The 5136-nt window shown below is 65.1% G+C and carries 8 protein-coding genes and 1 pseudogene; 6 read left to right on the forward strand and 3 right to left on the reverse strand.

Annotated elements, in window-relative coordinates:
- The 6 genes from EN742_RS23650 to EN742_RS23675 all read left to right on the forward strand — a co-directional run.
- A partial coding sequence (locus tag EN742_RS23650) for a bestrophin family ion channel (protein WP_128333347.1) occupies positions 1-795 on the forward strand: 795 nt, incomplete at its 5' end.
- A gap of 139 nt (positions 796-934) precedes the next feature.
- The gene (locus EN742_RS23655; protein ID WP_126057400.1) at positions 935-1279 is read left to right on the forward strand and encodes a metalloregulator ArsR/SmtB family transcription factor; all 345 of its coding nucleotides are present in this window, start codon (positions 935-937) and stop codon (positions 1277-1279) included.
- Between the two features lie 53 nt (positions 1280-1332).
- Positions 1333-1824, forward strand: coding sequence for an SRPBCC domain-containing protein (locus EN742_RS23660; RefSeq protein WP_126057401.1), 492 nt, complete (start codon positions 1333-1335; stop codon positions 1822-1824).
- A gap of 145 nt (positions 1825-1969) precedes the next feature.
- On the forward strand, positions 1970-2380 hold the full coding sequence (locus tag EN742_RS23665; protein ID WP_126057402.1) for a DoxX family protein: 411 nt from the start codon (positions 1970-1972) through the stop codon (positions 2378-2380).
- Positions 2381-2399: 19 nt separating this feature from the next.
- Complete coding sequence (locus EN742_RS23670) at positions 2400-2924, forward strand: SRPBCC family protein (protein WP_126057403.1); 525 nt, start codon at positions 2400-2402, stop codon at positions 2922-2924.
- Between the two features lie 129 nt (positions 2925-3053).
- On the forward strand, positions 3054-3317 hold the full coding sequence (locus EN742_RS23675; protein WP_126059294.1) for a glycine zipper domain-containing protein: 264 nt from the start codon (positions 3054-3056) through the stop codon (positions 3315-3317).
- Between the two features lie 73 nt (positions 3318-3390).
- On the opposite strand, the gene rpsP is transcribed toward EN742_RS23675, so the two are convergent.
- The 3 genes and pseudogenes from rpsP to EN742_RS23690 form a co-directional block, all read right to left on the reverse strand.
- Complete coding sequence (gene rpsP, locus EN742_RS23680) at positions 3391-3792, reverse strand: 30S ribosomal protein S16 (protein ID WP_126057404.1); 402 nt, start codon at positions 3790-3792, stop codon at positions 3391-3393.
- A 50-nt stretch (positions 3793-3842) separates the two neighbouring features.
- Positions 3843-4169, reverse strand: coding sequence for a chorismate mutase (locus EN742_RS23685; RefSeq protein WP_126057405.1), 327 nt, complete (start codon positions 4167-4169; stop codon positions 3843-3845).
- A gap of 7 nt (positions 4170-4176) precedes the next feature.
- Positions 4177-5136 (reverse strand): annotated as a pseudogene (locus EN742_RS23690) (signal recognition particle protein); the annotation flags it as partial.

The raw sequence follows: 5136 nt of genomic DNA on the forward strand, positions 1-5136 counted from the left end.
GTGGTATTGGTCATCAAAGCTCTCAAGCTCGACTTCGGCAATGCCGGCACGGCACCCTTCGCCCTGCTCGGCGTGGCGCTGTCGATCTATCTCGGCTTCCGCAACAACGCCGCCTATGACCGCTGGTGGGAGGCGCGCAAGCTGTGGGGCCAGCTCGTCTTCGACATCCGCAACCTGGCGCGCGCCTCGACCGGCCTTATCGAGGACCGGGCCGAATTGCGCGGCCTGTTGATGGATGCGATCGCGTTTTGCCATTTCCTGCGCGGCCTGCTCAGGCGGGTGGATGCTACGGCGGAAGCGCGCGGCTTCATCGGCGATGAGGCCGAAGCCGTGGTGAAGGCCGTCAACTCTCCCGATGCCCTGGTACGCAGGATGGGCGCGCGCATCGCGGCGCTGCGCAAGTCCGGGGCGCTCGATGCGGTCGGCTACCGCATCCTCGACGAGCGCCTGTCGGAGATCGCCGCCGCGCAGGCCGGCTGCGAGCGCATCGCCGGAACGCCGTTGCCTTTTGCCTACACGCTGCTGCTGCAGCGAACGGCCTACGTCTTCTGCCTGCTGCTGCCGTTCGGGCTGGTCGCGCCAGCCGGCTGGGCAACGCCGCTGTTCACGGCGCTGATCGCCTATACCTTCTTCGGCCTCGACGCGCTCTCGGAAGAGCTCGAGGATCCGTTCGGCACCCAGCCCAACGACCTTGCGCTGGATGGGCTTTGCCGCGTCTGCGAGATCTCGGTGTTCGAGGCGCTCGGCGAACCGGCGCCGAAGATGATCCCGGCCGAACGGTTCTATTTCTCCTGAGGCCAGAGCGTTCCAGCCCTGGCCATCCGGTTTGCGAGCCGGATGAGCGCTGCCTGGATTCTGTTTTTGACACCGCCGCTTGACTCGGCCGGCGGCCTCTCGTATAGAACCAAAAGGTTATATAACCAGTTGGTTCAATATGACGGATAGCCTCAGTCTGACCCTCGCCGCGCTTGCCGACCCGACCCGGCGCGCCATCCTGGCGCGGCTGGCGCTCGGCGAGGCCTCCGTCACGCAGCTGGCGGAGCCGTTTGCCATGAGCTTTCCGGCGGTGTCGAAGCACCTCAAGGTGCTTGAGCGCGCCGGCCTGGTGGCGCGCGGCCGCGACGCGCAGTTTCGGCCGCGCCGCCTGCAACCGGAACCATTGCGCGAGATCGACGAATGGCTGGAGACCTACCGCGTGCTATGGGACGCGCGCTTCGACCGGCTGGAAACCTATCTGCAAGCCTTGCAGGCGGGTGATCCCGGCGCAGGTAAAAGCTAAGCCGGCCAATCATCTTGCCGCCCTTGCGCAACAAGACATCCAGAGAGGGGAACATGACAGATCAGACCATCGACACGCCATCCGACGACCCGGTCATCATCATCACCCGGACCTTCGATGCGCCACGCGCGCTGATGTTCAAGCTTTTCACCGATCCATATCACCTGGTGCGATTCTGGGGACCGGAAGGCTCAACCTATCCGGTCTGCGAGATGGATGTACGGCCTGGAGGGCAATTCCGTCTGACCATGCGCTTCGCCGACGGCAGTGAATACCCAACCAACAGCGTCTATCTCGAAATCGCTCCGCCGGAGCGGATCATCTATCGCGACGCCCCGCTCGATCGCAGTCAGTGGCAGGATACCCTGCCGCCGCCCAACATGGTGACGACAATCCTGTTCGAGGATGCCGGCGGCAAGACGCGGATCGTCGCCAACATCCGCGCCAACTCGGTTGCCGCCCGCGACATGGCGGTGAAGATGGGCTTCGGCCAGATGGTCATGGCGAGCTACGCGCGGCTGGAAGCCTATCTCAAGACACTCTGAGTGCCCTTGCGGCGCGCCGGAATGAGCCGCGCGCATCTGTGAAAAAGATTCCGGCACGTGTCGGACGGTCGACGCGTGCCGCGTCCTTGGTTCGAGCCTGGCAAAGACGCCGGGGTTCTAACTAAAATATTAGGAGGGAACGTCAATGAGCATTGCTCAAACCGCGCCCGTGTCGTCGGGTGCCCTGTGGACCGGTCGCGTGCTCAGCGCGCTCATCGTGCTGTTCATGATCTTCGACGGCGCCATCAAACTGCCGCCGCTCGACATCGTCACCCAGACGATGGTGCAACTCGGCTGGCCGGCCGATCCCAACGCCGCGCGTATGCTCGGCATCATCGGGCTGATCTCCACCGCGCTCTACGCACTGCCGCGCACCTCGGTGCTCGGCGCCATCCTGCTCACTGCCTATATGGGCGGCGCCATCGCCACCAAAGTGCGGCTCGACAGCCCGCTGTTCTCGCACACGCTGTTCGGCGTCTATCTCGGCATCATTCTGTGGGCCGGCCTGTTCCTGCGTGACCCCAGGCTGCGCGCGCTGATCCCGTTTGCCCGCTAAGCATCGGGAGGACCGTAGAATGTTCACCACCATCCTCACTATCCTGATTGTCGCCATTGCCGCCGTGCTCATCTACGCCGCGACACGGCCGAACGATTTCGTCGTCAGCCGCTCGGCCATCATCAAGGCGCCGCCCGAGGCGATCTATCCGCTGATCAACGACTTCACGCGCTGGCCCGAATGGTCGCCTTACGAAAAACTCGACCCGGACATGAAGCGCACGCTGTCCGGCGCCGAAAGCGGCAAGGGCGCGGCCTATGCCTGGGAAGGCAACGGCAAGGCAGGCGTCGGGCGGATGGAGATCACCAGCTCGGTTCCATCCTCGCTGGTGGCGCTGAAGCTCGATTTCGAAAAGCCGTTCCGGGCCAACAACAGCGTCGACTTCACCTTGACGCCGTCCGGCGAGACCACGACCGTCACCTGGGCGATGCGCGGCGGCCGTCCGTTCATCGCCAAGCTGATGGGCCTGTTCATGAATTTCGACACGCTGATCGGCAAGGATTTCGAGGTCGGCCTCGCCAACTTGAAGCGAGCCGCCGAATAACTACCTGAAAATGCACCATCTTTGCGCGTCCGGGGGGACGCGCGGCACTGCAGGGCGGATCAAATCACGTCTTTGTGCGTTATCGCTGCAAGGCGGGTGCAGGCGCATTCCCGTTGGGGAGAAACGATGATGAAGAAAGCGATAGTCTTAGTGGCCCTGCTGATGGCGCTCGGCGCTTGCTCGCAGACGGAAAAGGGTGCTGCGGTCGGCGGCCTGGGCGGGGCGGCGATAGGCGCTGCCGTCGCGAATGACCCGGTGGAAGGCGCAGTCGTCGGCGGCGCCGTCGGCGCTGTCGCCGGTGCGTTGATTGGCCGGGCCAACGAGCCGGACCGCTGCCGTTATCGGGATCGCTATGGGCGCGTCTATATCGCCCGTTGCCCGCAGGGCTACTGATTCCTTCCGGGAACGCCTGAAACAAGAAACGGCGGGCAAAGCCCGCCGTTTTCGCAAAGCAATGTGAGCCGGATTACTCGGCCGTGGCGGCTTCCGCCTCGGCCGGAGCAGCTGCTGCCGCGGCAACGGCGGCGGCGGCATCTTCCTGCGCCTTCTTCAGAAGGGCGGCGCGCTCCTGCGCCTTCTTGCCGGGCTCGGCCTTCTTCGGGTTCGAGCGGGCCGGACGCTTGGCAAGGCCGGCCTCGTCGAGGAAGCGCAGAACGCGGTCGGTCGGCTGGGCGCCGTGCGAGAGCCAGTGCTTGACGCGGTCGGCGTCAACCTTGACGCGCTCGCCGTCCTTCGGCAGCAGCGGGTTCCACGAGCCGAGCGCCTCGATGAAACGGCCGTCGCGGGGCGAGCGGGCGTCGGCGACGACGACGTGGTAGTAAGGACGCTTCTTCGAGCCCGCGCGGGCCAGTCTGATCTTCAGTGCCATTGTTTTCTCCTAAAAAGCTCTGATTTTCGTTTGATGGTCTGGGTTGGGTCTCAACCGGTTTTCGTCACGCCGTTGGCAGCGGCGATCTGTTCGTGGTGACGGATCACTTCGCGGACGACGAAGTTAAGGAATTTCTCCGCGAAATCGGGATCGAGATGCGCATCCTTCGCCAGTTGGCGAAGGCGGGCGATCTGCTGCTGCTCGCGCGCCGGATCGGCCGGCGGCAGGCCATGCTCCGCCTTCAGCACGCCCACTGCCTTGGTGCAGCGGAAGCGCTCGGCGAGCATATGGATGAGGGCGGCGTCGATGTTGTCGATCGAAGCGCGGTAGCCGGCCAGGGTGGCGCGTGCGTCGGCCATGTCCTTGTCCTCGTTCATCGCGCCCTCACTTCTTCTTGCCAAGGCCGGGCAGGCCGCCGCCACCTAGGCCCGGAAGGCCGGGCAGCTTCATGCCGCCGGGCAGGCCAGGTAGACCACCCCCGGCAAGACCGCCGGGCAACCCGCCAGGCAAGCCCTTGCCGAGGCCGGCCGCCTGCGCCTGCTTCTGCAAGACTTCGAGCTGCTTGGGATCCATCTTGGACAGGTCCGGCATGCCACCGCCCATGCCGCCGGGCATCATGCCGCCGAGACCCATCTTGGAAGCGAGGCCGCCCATCATGCCGCGCATGAGGCCGCCGCCTTTGCCCTTGCCGCCCATCGCCTTCATCATATCGGCCATGCCGCGATGCATCTTCAGCAGCTTGTTGATCTCGGCGGCGTCGGTGCCGGAGCCGGCGGCGATGCGCTTCTTGCGCGAATGCTTGAGGATATCCGGATTGGCACGCTCGGCCTTGGTCATCGAGGAGATGATGGCGAGCTGGCGGGCGAACATCCTGTCGTCGAGGCCGGCCGCGGCCATCTGATCCTTCATCTTGCCCATGCCCGGCATCATGCCCATGATGCCGCCCATGCCGCCCATCTTCGACATCTGCTGAAGCTGCCCGGCGAGGTCGTTGAGGTCGAACTTGCCCGACTGCATCTTCCTGGCCATCGCCGCCGCCTGCTCGGCGTCGATGTTCTCGGCCGCCTTCTCGACCAGCGAGACGATGTCGCCCATGCCGAGGATGCGGTCGGCGATGCGCTTGGGGTGGAATTCCTCCAGCCCGTCCATCTTTTCGCCGGTGCCGATCAGCTTGATCGGCTTGCCGGTCACGGCGCGCATGGAGAGCGCGGCGCCGCCCCGGCCGTCGCCGTCCATGCGGGTCAGCACCAGGCCGGTGATGCCGACGCGCTCGTCGAAGCTCTTCGCCAGGTTGACGGCGTCCTGGCCGGTCAGTGAGTCGGCGACCAGCAGTATCTCGTGCGG

The sequence above is a fragment of the Mesorhizobium sp. M4A.F.Ca.ET.020.02.1.1 genome, from assembly GCF_004022645.1.
Taxonomy (GTDB): Bacteria; Pseudomonadota; Alphaproteobacteria; order Rhizobiales; family Rhizobiaceae; genus Mesorhizobium.

What these genes read in the sequence shown, in the direction of transcription:
- EN742_RS23660 (WP_126057401.1), top strand. Translation starts at nt 1,333, where the DNA reads ATGACAGATCAGACCATCGACACGCCATCCGACGACCCGGTCATCATC.
- EN742_RS23655 (WP_126057400.1), top strand. Translation starts at nt 935, where the DNA reads ATGACGGATAGCCTCAGTCTGACCCTCGCCGCGCTTGCCGACCCGACC.
- EN742_RS23685 (WP_126057405.1), bottom strand. Translation starts at nt 4,169, where the DNA reads ATGAACGAGGACAAGGACATGGCCGACGCACGCGCCACCCTGGCCGGC.
- EN742_RS23665 (WP_126057402.1), top strand. Translation starts at nt 1,970, where the DNA reads ATGAGCATTGCTCAAACCGCGCCCGTGTCGTCGGGTGCCCTGTGGACC.
- rpsP (WP_126057404.1), bottom strand. Translation starts at nt 3,792, where the DNA reads ATGGCACTGAAGATCAGACTGGCCCGCGCGGGCTCGAAGAAGCGTCCT.
- EN742_RS23675 (WP_126059294.1), top strand. Translation starts at nt 3,054, where the DNA reads ATGAAGAAAGCGATAGTCTTAGTGGCCCTGCTGATGGCGCTCGGCGCT.
- EN742_RS23670 (WP_126057403.1), top strand. Translation starts at nt 2,400, where the DNA reads ATGTTCACCACCATCCTCACTATCCTGATTGTCGCCATTGCCGCCGTG.